Consider the following 18,615-nt stretch of genomic DNA (forward strand, 5'->3'; position numbering starts at 1 on the left):
AACTATTTCTTATTCCTTGAGCCCGCCACACATAAGCCGGTCCTCTCCATGAACCATTGTCTTGCATACCGCCATATACATTATATGGATATTCATTATCCACTGCAATATGATAGAATTGTGCCACGGGTAAATTACCAATAAAGCGCCAAGTCTTTCCACCATCTTTGGTAATATTCATTCCCCCATCATTTCCATCAATCATAAAACTCCCATCCTTTGGATGAATCCACCAAGCATGATGATCTGGATGCACTCCATTACTCACACCATAAGCAGGCATTAATTGTGTGAAGTTTTTACCACCATCTTCAGAAACATTAACGTACGTAAAAATTGAATAGACTCTGTTTTCATTTTCTGGATCTACATAAATTTCCGAATAGTAAAAAGGTCTATTACCAATATCGTTTTTGTCATTTATTTTTCTCCATTTAAAGCCTCCATCCACACTTTTATATAAAGCGTTTTTCTCAGCTTCAACTAGAGCGTAAACAACATTTGGTTTACCTGGTGCTATGGCCACACCAATTCGTCCTAATTCACCTTTTGGAAAACCATCTTCATCGGTTATCTTTTTCCAAGTTTCTCCACCATCGTGGGTAATGTGAAGACCAGAGCCTTCTCCTCCAGAATTAAAAAACCAAGGATCACGTTTGTGTTCCCAAAGCGCTGCTATGAGTTTATTAGGATTTGTTGGGTCCATTACTAAATCTGCAATGCCAGTTTTGTTATTGGCAAACAAAATTTTAGACCATGTTTTACCACCATCAGTAGTTTTAAATACACCACGTTCAGGATGAACACCCCAAGGAGAACCAATAGCTCCAACATAAACCACATCGGGATTTGTTGGGTCTACTATGATACGATGAATGTGTCTTGTTTTTTCCAGACCCATTGCCATCCATGTTTTTCCACCATCTATAGATTTATAAACTCCATAACCCCCATTTAGTGAGTTACGTGGATTTCCTTCACCGGTACCAACCCAAATGACACTAGGGTTAGATTGTTGGATTTCTACAGCACCAATAGAAGCCGTGAGCTCTTTATCAAAAATAGGTTTCCATTTAATACCTCCTGAAGTAGATTTCCATAAACCTCCGGATGCTGTGCCGACATACATAATGTCAGGATTATTATGTACCACATCAATAGCCGTAACACGCCCAGACATACCACCTGGTCCTATATTACGAGCTGTCATATTTTTGACCATATCCATTGAAAATTCTTGTGCAGAAAGTGTTGTTATAAATAATAGTAATAGAAGAAATAAATGTCGTTTCATTTTTAAATGTTGGTTAAGTAAAGCCTAAAGTTAAGCAAAAGAAATACTAAAAATCTTAACGAGTTGTTAAGGTGTTTTGATCTCTGTTTTTTAAGTCAAAAAAGCCTTATTTTTACGTAGCAATGAAAGAAAGATTACATAAAATGGGGTTTGTCTTTAAAACCTACGAAGCACCTTTTCAATCGCCATTCGATAAATTATTTGAAATTTTCAAAGAACTGATAACTTATACTTCTGGTGATTTTGATGAAGCTATCGATTGGTTAAGACAGCTTGATAAAGAGTATAATTTAACGACACCAGACTATACTATCGATGATTTTATTGAAGACCTTAAAAATAAGGGGTACATCAGAGAGGAAATTAATCCGACTGGAGATGGTGAAGGTCAAGGCGATGGCAAAGGAAAATATGGGATTACCGCTAAAACAGAACGCGCTATACGCAAACAAGCTCTAGATCATATTTTTGGTAAGATTAAAAAGAGTGGTGCAGGAAACCATAAGAGTAAAGGTGTGGGGTTAGGAGATGAGCATACCGGTGATTTTAGATCCTATCAGTTTGGTGATGCTTTAGAGAAGGTTTCAATGACAGAAAGTCTGAGAAATGCACAAATCAATCATGGACTTGGTGATTTTAATTTAACTGAAGATGATTTGGTAGTGGAAGAGACCTTACATAAGTCGCAAATGAGTACAGTCCTTATGATTGATATTAGTCATAGCATGATACTATATGGTGAAGACCGAATAACGCCTGCTAAAAAAGTAGCTATGGCATTATCTGAATTGATCACTACACGTTATCCAAAGGATAGTATAGAAATTTTGGTTTTTGGAAATGATGCTTGGCCTATAAAGATTAAAGATTTACCATACTTAAAGGTTGGGCCATATCACACAAATACCGTTGCAGGATTGCAATTGGCAATGGATATGCTGAGACGTAAACGAAATACTAATAAGCAGATTTTTATGATCACAGATGGTAAACCAAGTTGTTTGCGATTACCAGATGGTCAATATTATAAAAACAGTAATGGTCTTGATCCATATATTACCAATAAGTGTTATGCCATGGCGCAACAAGCCAGACGACTGCATATACCAATCACCACATTTATGATTGCTGAAGATCCGTATTTGATGCGTTTTGTTAGAGAATTTACGCAGGCTAACAGAGGTAAAGCCTTTTACACGGGACTTAAAGGATTAGGTGAGATGATTTTTGAAGATTACGAAAACAATAGAAAAAGAAGAATTAAAGGATAAATAAACTAGCTAGTAGCTTTTAGGTGTTAGCCCTTAGCCTCAAAAAATACAATTGAAACAGCTAACAGCCAAAGGCTAACAGCCAACAGCTGAAAAATGAAAGACATTACAACATTAGGCGATTTAAAAAAAGCAGGCTATCAGAGTAAATCTATTAAAGATGAATTGAGAGATAATCTGATAGAAAATATTAAAAATAGGGTCAACACCTTTGAGGGTATTCATGGATATGAGCATACGGTTATACCAGAATTAGAACGCGCTATTTTGTCGCGACATAATATTAATCTCTTAGGGTTGCGTGGTCAAGCAAAAACACGCTTAGCCAGAATGATGGTGAATCTTTTAGATGAGTATATTCCGGTGGTTGAAGGTTCCGAAATAAACGATGATCCGTTAAATCCAATTTCAAGATATGCCATCGAACTTATTTCAGAACACGGTGATCATACACCAATAAGTTGGTTGCATAGAGACGAACGCTTTGCTGAAAAGTTAGCCACACCAGATGTAACCGTTGCTGATATAATAGGCGATGTAGATCCTATTAAAGCTGCTAATCTAAAGTTAAGTTATGCAGACGATCGTGTCATTCATTATGGAATGATACCAAGAGCCAATCGCTGTATTTTTGTTATAAACGAATTACCAGATTTACAGGCTAGAATTCAAGTAGCCTTGTTTAATATATTGCAAGAAGGTGATGTTCAAATTAGAGGGTTTAAATTACGTCTAGCATTAGATATGCAATTTGTATTTACAGCAAACCCTGAGGACTATACCAATAGAGGAAGTATTGTTACCCCTTTAAAAGATCGAATAGGGTCTCAGATTTTAACACACTACCCAAATAATGTTGAAATTGCCCAGACGATTACAGAACAGGAAGCCAAGCTTGATAGTCGTCAATCGTCTTCAGTACATGTCCCTGAATTGGCTAAGGAACTCTTAGAACAAATTAGCTTTGAAGCACGCGATAGTGAGTATGTTGATGTTAAAAGTGGTGTAAGTGCAAGAATGAGTATTACTGCTTTTGAAAACCTGCTGAGTACAGCAGAACGTAGAGCTTTATTGGCAGGTGATTCAGAAACTTCAGTTCGTTTATCTGATTTTATTGGTGTTATTCCTGCGATAACAGGTAAGGTAGAATTGGTTTATGAAGGAGAACAAGAAGGAGCAGATTTTGTGGCTAATACTTTAATTGATGAAGCCATTAAGACTTTATTTCCTAAGTACTTTCCGAAGATTGAAAAATTAGAAAAACAAGGTGAAGAAACACCATACGATGATTTAATTTCTTGGTTCTTCAATGGTGATGGATTTGAGTTACTTGATGAATTTACTGATAAAGATTACAAGACTAAACTAGATGAGGTTTTACCATTAGATGCATTAATTGCAGATCATCAGCCAGATATAGATCCTAAGGATGTACATTTTGAAAAAGAATTCATTCTTTGGGGCTTGGTACAATTTAAAAAACTAAGTAAATATCGCTATTCTGAAGGTGTTCAGATTAAAGATCCTTATGGAAGTTATATAAGTGGATTATAAAGAAAAGGACCTCAGTTGAGGTCCTTTTTTAGTCTTGTACTCCAGTCCGAGGTGCGGTTAACTGTCATGTTGGACAATAGGATATACCATAAACCTTTCCATCTAAATAATATCCAGAATGGTAGTAGGTCTGAGTTGCATCTGACGTGGTAAACGCAAAGTAAGTTTTAGTCCAGCTCGTATTTAATAGTCCTGATGTCATGGAACTGCCATAAAATTTTACCTTTTATGGTTTTATCTGAAACTTCAGATATTGTCATTACGGTGAAGTAGGGTTCAGCATCTGGAGTTGGTCGTAAATCGATTTTCCTGGTACCTTCTAAATCAGGATTAGATACTGTTGCAATTTGTTGTGTTGCCATAATGATAAGGCTAACCAAAAGTATTTGAATGGTTTTCATAATTTTAGATGTTTTAGATTCTATTCTTTTCGTCTTTTAAGCCAGTATCTCTTTTTCGAGCTTTTTTAATTTCATTTCTCCCGAAGTTATAGGCCAAATTGAATCGTACTTGTCGGCTATCACCACCACCATCACCATTAATTGTTAGGTTACCAAATTCAGTGGTACCTTCCCAAGGTGAGGTAAATAAAATATCATTAAAGGATAATCTCGCAGTCAAATTATCATCGAAGAAGCGTTTTTGAATGGCAAAATTTAATGATCCTATGCTACGCGTTTCGTAAGTTCCTCCCCAAACAGAAGGTGAGCTATACCAGCCAGACAATTCTGCTCTAAACCCTTTTGGTAGTTTAAAAGTATTTTGAGCATAAAAACTTAAAGTGTTTTGTGTCAATTCATTAAAATCTGGGTTGGTAGCTTCATAGATGCTTCTAAAAGCATTTACACTAAAGTACACACTCCACCAATCTGAGAATTTTGTCGGATAGCTTATTCCTAGGTTGATGACTTTTTGATTCGCTACATTTCTAGTGATTAAGAAGTTCTGATTTTCACCTACAGCTTCGGTAATTTGAGCAAAAAAGTCTCTAACAAAACTGTAGCTTATAGAAGTGTTTAATCTGTAATTAAAGGTATGCGATAACTTTAAGTTATCTGTGTATTGTGGTTGTAAAAATGGGTTTCCTTTACTAAATGATAATTCATCAATTTTGTATTCAAAAGGATTAAGACTAGCATAGTTTGGTCTTTGTATACGCTTGCTATACGTTAATGCAAAAGAATTTTTTTGATTCATTTGATAAGTAATTCCACCACTAGGAAACCAATCGGTGTAACTGCGTTTTACACGATCATTTTGATCTTCCTGAAGACTTGTGAGAATGCCATCGGATTCGGTATGTTCCATTCGTAATCCAAATTGAAAATTCCACTTTTTATATTGACGGTTGTAATTAAAATATAATGCATTCACATTCTCGTCATATTTAAAATCATTTGAGCGGTCAGTAATTAAAATATCCTCACCATTAATTCGGTCAAAAAAATCAAACTTATTATCAGTGATAATTTTTGAAATTTTTCCTCCTAAACTCAATTTTCCTTTTAAAAAGTTCTGTTCATAGTCAACTTTAGCTGTAAATAAGTCAATCTCTATTGGTGTTACCATAAAGTTGATGGTTTCACTGATTATTTGGGATTCATCACTATTGAAGTATTGATTCGGTTGAAAGTTTTCACGATCTCTAGTATAATTACCATAGTCCACATCGATATTTATAGAACGTTCATTAATGCCCACATACTTGTAGTTGATGTTTGTGTATAGGTTAGTGATATCATCCTCCGTATCACTACCAGCTATTAGAACCTGATCTGGAGTGATATTACCATTAGGTATTATTGGAGTTCTAGAATCTGAAAAGGAATCATTGTTTGAAAAATTACCAGAGAGTATGATGCCAAATGTTGATTTTTTATTAGCATACCAATCAAAACCAAATCTTGCATTGGTGTTGACATTGTCGTAAATGGTCTCCGTACGTGCGTCAAAAATTGTATTATTCTGTTGTCTATATAAATTTATAAAGCCTAAACTCTCTCCAAAACGATTACTAAAGGTACCATAGAGGCTTGTTTTTTTGCTTCTATTATTAAAAGAGACAGAACTATTTACTCTGGCAAATTCTCCATAAGTCAAACCAGAAGCAACACTACCATTAGTTCCTAAGCTCTTATCACGTTTGAATTTGATGTTGATGATACCAGCATTGCCTTCAGCGTCATATTTAGATGATGGTTGAGTGATAATTTCTACAGCTTCAATATCACTAGATTGAATACTCTTGAGATAGTTTACTAAATCCTCTCCTCTTAGTACTGAAGGTTTATCATCAATATAGATTAAGACTCCGGTTTTACCCTCCACAATCAGATTGTCATTATTATCTATGATTATACCAGGTGCTTTTCGCAATAGCTCAAACCCAGAGTCTCCAGCAGCATTAATGGTATTGTGAACATTAAAAATGGTTTTGTCTGCCCTTACTTGAATCATAGGTTTTTCAGACTCTATAACCACTTCATCCAGATTTTCTGCAGCAGGATCTAGTTTAATGACACCGAAGTCTTTGTTAGTGTTTGTAGTCGTGAATATGTCTGAAGTATAATCTTTAAGACCAAGACTTGTTATGGTTAATACATAGTCACCTGCAGGTAAATTCTTAATTGAGAACCTACCATTATCGTCGGTTAATGCTGCTTTAATAAAAGTTACTTTATCTGCACTTAGAACAGATATTGTGGCAGATCGAATAGGCTGTAGTTCTTCATCAACTACAACACCTGTAATAATAGATTGTGCATTTAGTGTTACTGATGTTATTACTAATAATGCGAATTGGATAAGCGTTTTCATGTCGTTTTAATTTTGATGATTCAAATATCAGACGTAAGAAAAACATAGACACGTACTAAGTGATAAGTGGACCTATAGAACGATAAGTTGGCAGGTCCATTTAACTGGCTATAGGTCAACTCGTCGATTATAGTATTATAAAATAATATGCTAACTTTAAATTTGTTGAAAACGAAACTATGGATTCTACATTACCATTTCATAAACGAAGATTTCTAGGTATCAAAATTGAAGAGTTAGCTGTTTTTATTGTGTTCTATTTATTCTGGGCTTTTGCATATCATGCTGCAATAACCATTAATAGTAGAGCTTGGAACGAAGGGGAAACATCATTACTCGACTTAGGCGCATTTATGAATTCTGTTGGTTTAGATTATATTTTGAAGGCCATTCTAACATATCCTATATGGTGGTTGTTAATTAGGAAGTTAAAGAAGTGGAGTTACGTTCGTAAGATACTGCTGCATTTTATACTATTGCCATTATTTGTTGTGGTCTGGCAACAGGTCTATTACTTAGTATCTGATGTTCTAGGCTATGGTCATCTCGGTGGTGTTGCAAGAGTTTGGGATATATATATTCCGGCTTTATTTTACACCCTTCAATTTGGTATTATTCATTCCTATAACTACTATCTTGAGAATCAGCAGAAAATACGTTTAGAAGGAGAGTTAAGAACTGCTGCATTAAAGAGTGAATTATCTGCTCTAAAGGCACAATTGAACCCTCATTTCTTATATAACATCTTTAATACTATAAGTGCTTCAGTACCACCAGAAAATGAAAAGACGAGGCATCTTATAGCTGAATTATCGGATTTGTTCAGATACCAGTTAAAAGCCTCTCAAGTTGAAAAAGTTCCATTACGTGAAGAGTTAGAATTTGTAAATAAGTATTTAAGACTTGAAAAGGAACGATTTCAGGAACGGCTACAAATTCAAATTATTGTATATGATGAATTAATGGAAGAACTTGTACCTCCGATGTTGTTACAGCCTCTGGTAGAAAATTCAGTTAAGCATGGATTGTCTTCTTTAATTGAAGGTGGAGAAATTGCGATCAAAATATTTAAAATGGACAAAAAGCTACATTTTGAAATTTCAGATACTGGTATTGGTATTGCTGATAAAGACTTAGTATTTGAAAAAGGAATAGGCTTAACCAATACAAAGCTTAGATTAGAGAAAATGTATCAAAGTACTCTTAATCTTTCTGATAATATGCCTAAAGGTCTAAAAATCTCATTTGCCATATGAGAAAAGTTATAATTGTAGATGATGAGGCTGCAGGAAGGCAGCTTATTAAAGAATATCTTAAGGATTATCCAGATCTTATTTTATTAGGAGAGGCCAATAATGGTGTTGATGCTGTAAAAATGATTAATGAGTTTAAGCCTGATTTGGTATTCTTAGATATACAAATGCCTGGAATGACAGGGTTTGATGTGTTAACCCATCTTGAAGAACTTCCTCAAATTATATTTTCGACAGCTTATGATCAGTATGCTTTAAAGGCCTTTGAAGTGCATGCTGTGGATTATTTGCTAAAGCCATATACTAAGGATCGATTTAAGGTTGCTGTTGAGCGGCTTAATCAAAATAACCAAGTGAATAAAGTGAGGCCATTAGCTGAAAGTTTATTAATGGATCAACCAAAATCACCTGAACGCATCTTAGTTCAAAGTCAAAATAAACTGGTGACAATAGCCTTAGAAAATGTATTGCGGATTGAAGCTTATGGCGATTACTCAAAATTAGTCACTGAAGAAAAGGTCTATGTAAGTAATTATGGAATATCTACATTAGAAGAAAAATTAAATGCTTCTGTTTTTATTAGAGTACATCGGTCTTCTATAATTAACCTAAATGCAGTTAAGGAGCTTCATAAATACTCAAAAAGCTACGATATCACAATGAAAAATGGTGATGTAGTAAGAGTAAGTAGAGGTTATATGGATAATATCAAAAAACTAATGTTTTAACTACCAATTGTCTTTGCTTTTAATATTTGCAGCACATAATCTAATGATTTCAGAAATGCGCTTTTCCTTTGTTGCTTCGCGTTTTGCACTATTTAACCAAGACAAGTAACGCTTTCTGTAACCTTTAGAAAACTTCTGGTAATTTTCATAGGCCAAAGGATTATCTTCGAAGGCCTTCTGTAAATTCGGTGGAATAATGCCATTTTCAACGTCGTCCATAGCTGTCCAAGTGTCTGTAGCTTTCGCTAGGTCAATCATCTTATAGCCAGATTCCTGAATAAGCCCTTTGGATTCTAACTCAATAATGTACTTCTTATTTAAAGCACTCCAAGTACTTTTAGGATTGCGTGGTGAAAAGTACTGTCGTCGTTTTCCGTTACCTAGACTTTTTACGGTAGAGTCTATCCACCCAAAACACAAAGCAACTTTTACAGCTTCTTCCCATCGCATGGTTGGCATTCCAGTTTCTAACTTGTAAAAGATGAGATATATGGCTTTATGTTGATCATGATTTGCCAATAGCCAATCATACCAGTCTGTATCTCGTTCAAAATAAAGTTCAGGAAAATCCACGACTACAGCTTTTTTGAATAGATATAATAGTCTCTATCGATATTAATATCCTCTTCAGGTATTGGTATGGTCTTCCAATCTGCTGTAGGATAAATCCAGGTTCGATTGTTTTTTCCTTCAATTTCTATTGGCATATCAAATCCTTCAACAATATCAACATATCTGAACTTGAGCATGTTGTTTTCGATTTTGTATTCTAAAGTAGGAACGCGAACGTCTCTTAAATATTGATTAAAAAAGGCAGTTAATTCCTTACCAGATTTAGTGCTTATGTAATTTTCAATTTGCTGTGAGGATACTGTTTGATGATAAAAGTCTTGGTTCAACCCTCTTAGAATTTCACGCCATAAATTATCATCTTCAACCAATTGGCGAAGCGTATGCAACATATTAGCACCTTTATAGTACATGTCACTAGAACCCTCTTTATTAACATTGTATGGGCCAATTAAAGGTCTATCATTTTGAATATTTGCTCTCGTACCAATGACATAATCGGCAGACGCTTCTGAGCCATAATAGTAATCTAGAAATAGATTTTCTGAATACGCTGTGAAGCCTTCATGAATCCACATGTCAGCCACGTCTTTATTTGTAATGTTATTTGCAAACCACTCGTGACCAGCTTCATGTATTATAATAAAATCAAACTTTAAACCCCAGCCAGTGCGGGATAAATCTCTTCCTAAATAACCATTCTGGTAACCATTTCCGTAGGTTACGGAACTCTGATGCTCCATTCCTAAATAAGGTACTTCAACTAGTTTAAAGCTATCTTCGTAAAAAGGATAAGGACCAAACCAATGTTCAAAGGCTTTCATCATTTTTGGAGCATCCTTAAATTGTTGTTTGGCCTTTTCTAGATTATACGATAATACCCAATAATCCATATCTAAATCTCCGTTTTCACCCTCATAGATTTCTGAGAAATTTGTATAGTCGCCTATATTAACATTAACCCCATAATTATTAATTGGATTGTTAACAAACCAACTCCATGTTTCCGTGTCATTATTGTTTAATGTAATATTTCTTAGCCTCCCGTTTGATATATTTTTTAAGCCTCGTGGAATAGTAACACTAATCAACAGGCTATCCACTTCGTCATACATATGATCTTTGTTGGGCCACCACACACTAGCACCTAATCCTTGACAAGACGTGGCAATAAAGTGCTTTCCATTTTTATCTTTTTTCCATGAAAAACCACCATCCCATGGTGCGCGCTTAGCTTCTCTTGGATAACCTTTATAATACACTTCGATAGAATTAATGTCACCAATATTTTGCTCTTCTAGCATAATGTAAAATACATTGCCATCACGTCTTATAGTACATGGTTTCCCGTCTTGCAAGACCTTGGTGATTTCCATTGGTTCTTGTAGGTCAATTTGCATTACCTGATTTGGTTTAAGAACCTTGTACTGAATGGTGTTTTTTCCGCTTATGAATTTTTCATCAGGCTTTACTTCGATATCTAGATGGTAATACGTTAAATCCCACCATTCTCGTTCTGGTGTAATACTTCCTCGAAGGGTATCTTGTTTTGTAAAGTTGGTTTTTTCCTGCAGTAATTGCGCCTGAGTATTAAAAAAAGTCAAAAAGCAAACTACGCATACGAGTTGCTTAAATGTTATTTTGTTGCAGTTGAATCTCATTAATCTTTTTAGCATATTTAATTAGCATTATAACTCCTAGCACTAAATTTGTACCAATATACAGAGAACCAACAATAACAAGTTGTGTCCAATTATTATTTATAACATCAAATTCCCTTGCCTCAGATATTAATGCTAATGTTAAATATAAATTGATTATTAAGAACACTATGGCAATTATAATACCAGAAGTCGTTTTCTTTGTGATTGCTTGATAAGTAAAAACAGCAATTAGAACAAAAGCAATTGGGTTGATAGGTGTAGAAGAAAACCAATAAAATAATGCCGATACTATGAGGTAAAGTTCAGGTGCTGAATTGATTATCTTTTTCATGGTATTATTTTAAAATAATAACGACTATCTAATAATTTTATTGGGAAATACTACCATACTTTCATGACCATATTCGCCAACTGCTGCTACGCCAAAAAGGGAATTATCAATGACAATACCTTCCAGTGTATAACCATCAACATTTCCAACATAACGGCTATTCTCCCAAGTTGGAGAGGTCGTATCTCTCCAGTAAATTTTATAACCTTTAGCTCCATCAACCTTACTCCATTGTAATCTTGCAGATGCTTCTACAATACCACCGATACCGACCTCTTTTGGCGACGGTGGCGCAGAGGCAAGGTTAGCCATGGTAATGGCATTTACAGCGGTGAGCTTTTTACAGTATGGAAAATTTACATGTTCAAATGTATCGCCATAAGCAATACCATTTTCTGTTCTTATATCTTGATGCTGTTGTGTGTAATTTTCATGAGCTTCCATAATTCTAATGCCGGCAAAACCTTGGTCATTAAAAGGTCTATGGTGGCCACCACGTCCAAATCGGTCTAATCTGTACACCATCATAGGATTCATTTCTGGCATGTATGTAAGCGTTGTATTATGCACATAACGCGCTAATTGACGCGAAATACCATCAACCTCACCACCATAAAAGCGTCTTGCTCTAGCCTGACGTTTAAGACGTTCAGCATCTGTTTCATCTGTGGTAATTGGTTCTGAAAATATTCTAAAGGTGCGATTATCAATAACGCCATCAACACCTTCAATATTTCCGATCATATCGTTGTTTAAGACACCAATAATTTCCCAATTATTATCCTTTGCATATCTCGCAAAACCTTGTCCACCAAACAATCCTTGTTCTTCTCCAGATAAGCCTAAATATACGATACTGCTTTCAAATTTATATGTAGATAATACTCTTGCCACTTCAATGGCTCCTGCCATTCCAGTAGCATTATCATTGGCACCTGGTGAATCCGAAGTGAAATCTGTTGGATCAGATACGCGCGAATCGATGTCTCCACTCATAATGATGTAACGGTTAGGATATTTTGTACCGCGCTGAATGGCTACAACGTTAACGACCATGACGTCTTTAACGATGCGCTGGTTAGTACCTTTTTCTACCAAATCTTTTTGAAAAAAGACCTCTAAACAATTGTCACAATTTTCAGAAATGTCATCAAATTGAGATTTTATCCAGCGTCTGGCAGCTCCAATACCTCTTGTATTAGAAGTAGTATCACTTAATGTATGTCTGGTTCCAAAATCTGCAAGTGTCTTCACATCTTGCTTTAATTGCTCTTCTGAAATTGCATCTATAATGTCATAAATTTTTGGATCTGTTTGAGAATTAATGAATGCAGATACTAGTACTGAACAGAGTAGAAAATAATACTTCATTATGATGGTTATTGTTGGAATCCTAAAATTACGGTTTAGATGGCAAAAAAGGCATTAAATATTTGTTAATACCCTTGAAATAAAATCTATTAATTCTTTAGAACTAAGGTTCCAAAAATATTAGCATCAATCCAACCTCTATTTTTGTCTTCTCCATCTACATATACAGAGCCGATAAAGTTTTCACGCAATTCACTAGTGTCATTATCACAGTACGCTAGGGCAAAACCAATATTTTTACCAGCCATTAATTTAACAGGTTCATTTTCGCTGTCATCAGAATAACTATCTTTATAAATACCAATTTTAACTTCCCAGATAGTCGTATTGCCTTCCGTTTTGAGCTTTGATTCTATGTGTGAATTATAAAGCTTTCCTTCTTTTTTAGTAGACATATCCACCACGTTTCCGTCTAATGCAATGTGATAAGCAAAAGCATTATGATTGAACTGATGTTCGCCACCACTATTATCTTCATCAATAAAGATTTCCAAACAATCATCATCCCACCATTGGGTTAGTGGATTCTCATAAATATCAATAAGTTTATCATCCTTAATTTCTGCGAGTAGATAAAGTGCATCTTCTTTCCATCCGAGTTTATATCGTCCTTCAAAATCTTTTGAAGTTAATGCTGCACCAAGCCAAACCTGATCTAGAGCATGCCAATCACTTTGGCTCCATATAGCCTCATCAGCAACACCATCGATAATAATAGGTCCTTCACTTCGTTGTACTTCTAGAAGTTGTTTTATCGGTTTAGATGTCGCTTTTGTATAATTGAATTTTACTGTTTCTGTCTTTCCATTGTCTTTAATATCAACATAGACATTCATTTCATTAGCACTAACGCGTTCAAAGGACATACCTTCAAAAACAACCCTATTTTCAGTGATTTTTTTCAGAGGGAAGTCAACCGTTTCATTTTGAGTTTCCCGACCTTTAAGCGTATGATCAAAGTGCTTGAGTTGAAGTATCAGCGAATTGTCTATTTCTCTAATAATTTCAATTTCATAAAACTGAACTTTAGCATCCACTATTAGTTTAAACGTGGCCATCATTGAACCTCCCGAAGGTTCACTCCAAATCTCTTCTGTTTGGCCACCAAAGGCTTCACCATGCCAAGTACCAGTAATCCAAGTGATATTTTCTAGTTTTGGCTCGAGTGTTTTTTCTTGTGCGAAGGTGTTAAGGCTTAAACTTAAGAATAGAATAAGTAGCTTTTTCATGATTTACTGAATAAATGTCACTTTAGATATGAGTCCGTCTTTTACTTCATATATGGCAATGGCATAAAAGATATTACCATTTATAGTCACTTTTTCTTTATCAATGACCTTATTTCCTAGAACAATTCTATTCACTATTTCAGCATTTAGATCTGGTACAGACTTAAACATGGTGTCATAACGTTTTTTTAAAGCGTCGTTGCCTTCCGAGGTTAATTCATCAGGAAATGAATAAAGTTTAATATCCTTAGCGTAAGTCTTAGCAAACTCCTCAACATCTCTTTTATTATAAGCTTCTAGTTGTTTATTTACTATGAGTTCTGGATTAGATGACGCCTTTCTGTTTCTGACAAATGTCATTGCATTGATATCGTCTTTATCCACGTCATAAATGGTAGCCTGTCTTATGGTCATATTATTGAGGGTCACCAATTCTTCATCAATAACGGTGTTTTTTAGTACCATGCGATTAAGAACTTTGACATTCGATTTTTTATTATTTCTAAAAAACTGACGGTAATTCTCTTTGAGTTCATTTCTTCCTGAATACATATAATCCTTTGGGAAACGATTAACTAAAACATCTTCATCAAAAGCATCGGCAAATTCGTTTAGTTTTCTATGGTTAAACGGTTCTAAATGTTTCTGGACCATAGCACCGGCTTCGGCTTCACTCAAAATAATTTCAGTTTTAGGATTGGTTAAATTATCACCATTAACTGCTGGATTATTTTGATTAACAGATCCAATTTCCGCTGCAATTAATAGCTTACTGGCATCGGCATTAATGGCTAATCTCGTGATGTCTTTAATGCCGTATGATGAAAGATCCGCAATCTTTTTCCAATTATTGTCCTTTTTTAAGGTTAACTTATATAAAACCCCATCTTTTCCAGAGAGTAAGGTTTTGTTGTTTAACCAACAAATATCTTCAACTCCTGTGATGGTATTTGCAACTAATCTAGTAATACCATTAGAAGGATCCAAGGATCTTATTTGCCATTGTTTATCACTTTCCTTGTAAATAAAACTAACAAGATTTGAATTTGGTTTTTTATGAAATGATCGTCCAACTTTAGTCGCATATTTTCTGCTTGTACCCTCTGTAATGTTGGTTGAATATAGATTTAGTTGGTCGTCCTCAATAACCGCAGAAACCACAGTATTGTCGTCATACCAGGTGTAATATGCAACTACAAGATCTTTAATTAATTCTTTAGATTCACCATTACTTAAATTGTAAGAATATAAACGCTGTTTCCCATCGTCGTCGAGTCTAACTGCAGAAACTGTATTTTTATTTGGTATTTTCAATGGAGTATATTCACCACCTCTGGTAGAATTTATATAAATCTTTGATTTGTGGTTAACATGATACTTGGCAATATCGGTTTGACCGTTTCGTGTTGAAGCATACAATATGTGGTTGTCATCCCAAAAGGAGGGTTGATTGTCGTAGCCTTCATTTTCTGAAATATTAACACCGTTTTTGACTTCGATTATCGAATTTTTTGACTCCAGATCGAACAAAAATATTTCGGTGTTAGATTGTGCGTAGGTAATGGAAAATAGGAGTGAGGTCAGGATTAATAAATTACGTTTCATTTAATAGCAAGATTGATTCAATAAATATAATAATAATCTCAAAAGAAAGTACATTGGTTTTATGCTTTGCTGAAGCTTGTGTTTTGTCGGTGAAAAATGATACTATCTGCACTTTAGCGAATTAAACCGTGCTTTTATGGCTTCTTTAGGTGATTATAATTAAAAAAAAGAAACCTTTGCGTTAATCAGTATGCTATCGCTGATTTGCTAATTAATCCAAAAAATGCGCAACCTGTTTTTAAATGCTGTTTCCTCAGTAGTATTTATAGTTCTATCATTACACAAACCTAGTCTTGGTTATAATGTAATCGAGCAAGCCTCAAATGAGGCTTATCAGACCAATGATGATAACAGACGAAAAATAAGACTTGGTTTTACAGCAAACAGTACACTACACAGACAATTACTTTTAACAGAAGATCAGAATGCAACCCCAGGAATAGATTGGGGCTATGATGGTGCATATTATGCCACTATTTATGATGATATGTACTGGTTAATTGAAGGAGAGTTATTTACCATACAAGGAACTAATGTTGTTGATGAAACCTCTATTTTTCCTCTAGGATTTCATATTGCTCAAAGCGGTATGAATACTATTGGTATTGATGCTTTAGAAAATATTGAAGACGATTTTAACTTATTTCTGTTTGACAATGAACTCAATGTTTATCATAATCTTAGAGAAGGTGATTATGATTTTCATTCTGAGGCTGGTATATACTTAAATCGTTTTGCACTAGTTTTTAATACAAATCAAGAATCTGATCAAGCACTTTCTATAAACGATCAACAATTATATAATTTAGATTTGACATATAATAAGAGTTCGAAGACATTAATATTGCATAACCCTTCTAGTGTTGCTGTTAAAGGATTGGACGTATATAAAGTAAATGGCCAGGTTATTCAAAAGTATACGGAGGTCTTCAATACTGTAAGATCGGAGTTTGAATTTAATAATGCGACTTCTAGTGGTATTTATATGGTTATTGTGCATACAGAATACGGAGTACGCTCTAAAAAAGTCATTATTCATTAAGTCCATCAAAGTATTTAAATAAAAAAAGCCAATTCAATTGAATTGGCTTTTCCATTTCTAACTTAAACTTAATTAAAAACAGTACTCATTTTCGTCAGATAATTTTTCTGCAATTTGAGTACGCAGTGCCACTACGTTTGGCATATTGGCATATTTTGTAAATCGTTTAAGGCCCATAAGCATCATTTTTTGCTCATCACCTTCAGCAAAACTAACGATACCTTCTTTAGCTTTACTGTTAATGGTATCAACAGCATTATATAAGTATAATTTAGACATTGCTATTTGATGTTGTTGAGAATCTTCTCCATAACGTTTAGCATTTTTCTCAGTGCGTAAAATGGTAGATTCTGCCATATAAATTTCAATTAAAATGTCTGAAGCTGCCAGTAGCAACTGTTGGTGTTCTTCTAATTGTGGACCATACTTCTGTACACCTGCTCCGGCAACCATTAAGAATACCTTTTTCAGTTTAGCAATCATCTCTTTTTCTTCTGAGAATAATGCTGAGTAATCTGGTGTGTCAAAAGATGGAATGCCCATTAATTCTTCTTGTACTGCCATTGCTGGTCCAAGAAGGTCTACATGACCTTTCATTGCTTTTTTAACCAACATTCCTACAGCTAGCATTCGGTTAATCTCATTAGTACCTTCATAAATACGTGAAATTCTGGCATCTCTCCAAGCAGATTCCATTGGTGTATCGGCAGAGAAACCCATACCGCCAAATACCTGTATTCCTTCGTCAGTACAGTTTTGAACATCTTCGGAAACAGCAACTTTTAAAATAGAACACTCAATAGCGTATTCTTCAACTCCCTTTAATTCTGCTTCTTGGTGGGAGTTACCTTGCGCCTGACGAATTTCAATACGATCTTCGATATTTTTCGCAGCTCTGTAGGATGCAGATTCTCCAGCATAACAACTGGTTGCCATTTCAGCAAGCTTAGACTTTATTGCACCAAATTTTACGATTGGTGTTTTAAACTGTACACGTTCATTAGCGTATTTTATAGCTTCTGTAATTACTCGGCGTTGCGCATCCAAACACGCAGCGGCTAATTTGATACGACCAACGTTTAAGGCGTTCATTGCAATTTTGAATCCACCACCACGCTCTGAGAGCATGTTTTCTACCGGTACTTTTGTTTCATTAAAAAATACCTGACGTGTCGATGAAGAATGAATTCCTAATTTATGTTCTTCTTCTCCTAGGGTCATACCGTTTGGATTGTCTTTATCAAACTCAACAATGAAACCAGTGATATTTTTGTCATCTTCGATTCTTGCAAAAACGATAAATGTTTCAGCAAAACCAGCATTAGAAATCCACATTTTTTGACCTGATATCAAATAATGAGAACCATCTTCAGATAATACGGCTTTTGTTTTTCCTGAATTAGCATCTGATCCAGCACCTGGTTCAGTTAAACAGTAAGCACCAAATTTTTCACCTGTAGCTAACGCAGGAACATATTTTTTCTTTTGCTCTTCTGTCCCATAAAGTGTAATTGGCATTGTGCCAATTCCTGTATGCGCACCAAATGCTGTGGCAATAGATCCTGTAGCACCAGAAATATAATCACAAACAAGCATTGTAGAAACAAAGCCCATTTCTAAACCATCGTATTCTGCAGGAACAGCAATACCTAATAATCCAAGTTCACCAGCTTTGCGCATAATCTCTTCCGTAAAAGCGTAATCTTTCTTTTCAAAACGCTCCTTATTTGGCCAGATTTCTCTATCTACAAATTCCTTTACAGTGTCGAGCATCATTTTCTGCTCTTCTGAAAAATCCTCTGGTGTGAAAATATCCTCGCAGTTGGTGTTCTTAACGAGGAATTGTCCTCCTCTTAAAATTTCTTTTTCTACAGTCTCCATTGTTT

General features: G+C 35.0%; 14 protein-coding genes and 1 pseudogene. 5 read left to right on the plus strand and 10 right to left on the minus strand.

Annotated features, from left to right (window positions below; translation table 11 throughout):
* Positions 1-1,294: pseudogene (locus HRU49_RS01995) on the minus strand (hypothetical protein); the annotation flags it as partial.
* A 122-nt stretch (positions 1,295-1,416) separates the two neighbouring features.
* Here HRU49_RS01995 and HRU49_RS02000 point away from each other — a divergent pair.
* Both HRU49_RS02000 and HRU49_RS02005 read left to right on the plus strand, forming a co-directional pair.
* A complete protein-coding gene (locus HRU49_RS02000; protein WP_296353617.1) occupies positions 1,417-2,565 on the plus strand; it encodes a VWA domain-containing protein in 1,149 nt (382 codons plus the stop codon).
* Positions 2,566-2,661: 96 nt separating this feature from the next.
* The gene (locus HRU49_RS02005; protein ID WP_296353620.1) at positions 2,662-4,119 is read left to right on the plus strand and encodes a magnesium chelatase; all 1,458 of its coding nucleotides are present in this window, start codon (positions 2,662-2,664) and stop codon (positions 4,117-4,119) included.
* Positions 4,120-4,286: 167 nt separating this feature from the next.
* Here the strand turns inward: HRU49_RS02005 and HRU49_RS02010 are convergent, their stop codons facing one another.
* Positions 4,287-4,520: a hypothetical protein gene (locus HRU49_RS02010; RefSeq protein ID WP_296353622.1), complete on the minus strand. Its 234-nt coding sequence runs from the start codon at positions 4,518-4,520 to the stop codon at positions 4,287-4,289.
* A gap of 13 nt (positions 4,521-4,533) precedes the next feature.
* On the minus strand, positions 4,534-6,936 hold the full coding sequence (locus HRU49_RS02015; RefSeq protein ID WP_296353625.1) for an outer membrane beta-barrel family protein: 2,403 nt from the start codon (positions 6,934-6,936) through the stop codon (positions 4,534-4,536).
* A 179-nt stretch (positions 6,937-7,115) separates the two neighbouring features.
* On the opposite strand from HRU49_RS02015, the gene HRU49_RS02020 reads away from it, so the two are divergent.
* Both HRU49_RS02020 and HRU49_RS02025 read left to right on the plus strand, forming a co-directional pair.
* Entirely contained in the window at positions 7,116-8,192 is a 1,077-nt protein-coding gene (locus HRU49_RS02020; RefSeq protein WP_296353627.1) for a histidine kinase, read from the plus strand.
* Positions 8,189-8,917 carry a response regulator gene (locus tag HRU49_RS02025; protein WP_296353629.1) on the plus strand — a complete coding sequence of 243 codons (729 nt, stop codon included), beginning with the start codon at positions 8,189-8,191 and terminating at the stop codon, positions 8,915-8,917. Before HRU49_RS02020 ends, HRU49_RS02025 begins: the two co-directional genes overlap by 4 nt.
* Here HRU49_RS02025 and HRU49_RS02030 read toward each other — a convergent pair whose 3' ends face one another.
* The 6 genes from HRU49_RS02030 to HRU49_RS02055 all read right to left on the minus strand — a co-directional run bounded on the left by HRU49_RS02030 (position 8,918) and on the right by HRU49_RS02055 (position 15,687).
* Positions 8,918-9,490, minus strand: a complete 573-nt coding sequence (locus HRU49_RS02030; protein ID WP_296353631.1) for a YdeI/OmpD-associated family protein — start codon at positions 9,488-9,490, stop codon at positions 8,918-8,920.
* Positions 9,491-9,492: 2 nt separating this feature from the next.
* Positions 9,493-11,148, minus strand: a complete 1,656-nt coding sequence (locus HRU49_RS02035) for a M1 family metallopeptidase (protein WP_296353634.1) — start codon at positions 11,146-11,148, stop codon at positions 9,493-9,495.
* Complete coding sequence (locus tag HRU49_RS02040) at positions 11,117-11,482, minus strand: hypothetical protein (protein WP_296353636.1); 366 nt, start codon at positions 11,480-11,482, stop codon at positions 11,117-11,119. The genes HRU49_RS02035 and HRU49_RS02040 overlap by 32 nt, the downstream gene beginning before the upstream one ends.
* A gap of 24 nt (positions 11,483-11,506) precedes the next feature.
* Positions 11,507-12,853 carry a M28 family peptidase gene (locus tag HRU49_RS02045; protein ID WP_296353638.1) on the minus strand — a complete coding sequence of 449 codons (1,347 nt, stop codon included), beginning with the start codon at positions 12,851-12,853 and terminating at the stop codon, positions 11,507-11,509.
* Positions 12,854-12,942: 89 nt separating this feature from the next.
* Positions 12,943-14,082, minus strand: coding sequence for a DUF6265 family protein (locus tag HRU49_RS02050; RefSeq protein ID WP_296353640.1), 1,140 nt, complete (start codon positions 14,080-14,082; stop codon positions 12,943-12,945).
* A 3-nt stretch (positions 14,083-14,085) separates the two neighbouring features.
* A complete protein-coding gene (locus tag HRU49_RS02055; protein WP_296353643.1) occupies positions 14,086-15,687 on the minus strand; it encodes a nuclear transport factor 2 family protein in 1,602 nt (533 codons plus the stop codon).
* Between the two features lie 223 nt (positions 15,688-15,910).
* On the opposite strand from HRU49_RS02055, the gene HRU49_RS02060 reads away from it, so the two are divergent.
* A complete protein-coding gene (locus HRU49_RS02060) occupies positions 15,911-16,729 on the plus strand; it encodes a T9SS type A sorting domain-containing protein (protein ID WP_296353645.1) in 819 nt (272 codons plus the stop codon).
* Positions 16,730-16,801: 72 nt separating this feature from the next.
* On the opposite strand, the gene HRU49_RS02065 is transcribed toward HRU49_RS02060, so the two are convergent.
* Entirely contained in the window at positions 16,802-18,610 is a 1,809-nt protein-coding gene (locus tag HRU49_RS02065; RefSeq protein WP_296353647.1) for an acyl-CoA dehydrogenase family protein, read from the minus strand.
* Positions 18,611-18,615: the final 5 nt, after the last annotated feature.

The sequence above is a fragment of the Winogradskyella sp. genome (assembly GCF_013213975.1).
In the GTDB taxonomy this organism is placed as follows: domain Bacteria; phylum Bacteroidota; class Bacteroidia; order Flavobacteriales; family Flavobacteriaceae; genus Winogradskyella.